The sequence below is a fragment of the Acetobacter pomorum genome (assembly GCF_002738225.1).
GTDB lineage: Bacteria > Pseudomonadota > Alphaproteobacteria > Acetobacterales > Acetobacteraceae > Acetobacter > Acetobacter pomorum.
This window is the reverse complement of record NZ_PEBQ01000131.1, coordinates 1-242: the sequence shown is the minus strand read 5'-3', so window position 1 is coordinate 242 and position 242 is coordinate 1. Positions and strand designations below refer to the sequence as shown.

The window sequence follows — 242 nt, the reverse complement described above, 5'->3', positions numbered from 1 at the left end:
CACTGGAAACGAACCGCCAACAAAATTTGCAGACGCTTATGCAGAATTGCAGCGGATCGCAGCTGCCCTCAAGCCGGAACAGGGTAAAATCCCTGACGTTGATGCAATTGAACCGCTTGTGAAGCGCGCCAATATCCTCGCAAAATACTGTCAGGATCGCATTGATGCTGTCAGAAAATTGGTTGATGAACAACAAGAACATGGCTGAGACTGAAATGGATTGTCCGGGTCTGACTTAAAAA

At 47.1% G+C, this 242-nt stretch carries 1 protein-coding gene; it reads left to right on the top strand.

Annotated features, from left to right (window positions below):
* Nucleotides 1–208 (top strand): exodeoxyribonuclease VII small subunit (locus tag CSR02_RS09110; protein WP_099541423.1); only part of this gene is annotated, 208 nt, incomplete at its 5' end.
* Nucleotides 209–242: the final 34 nt, after the last annotated feature.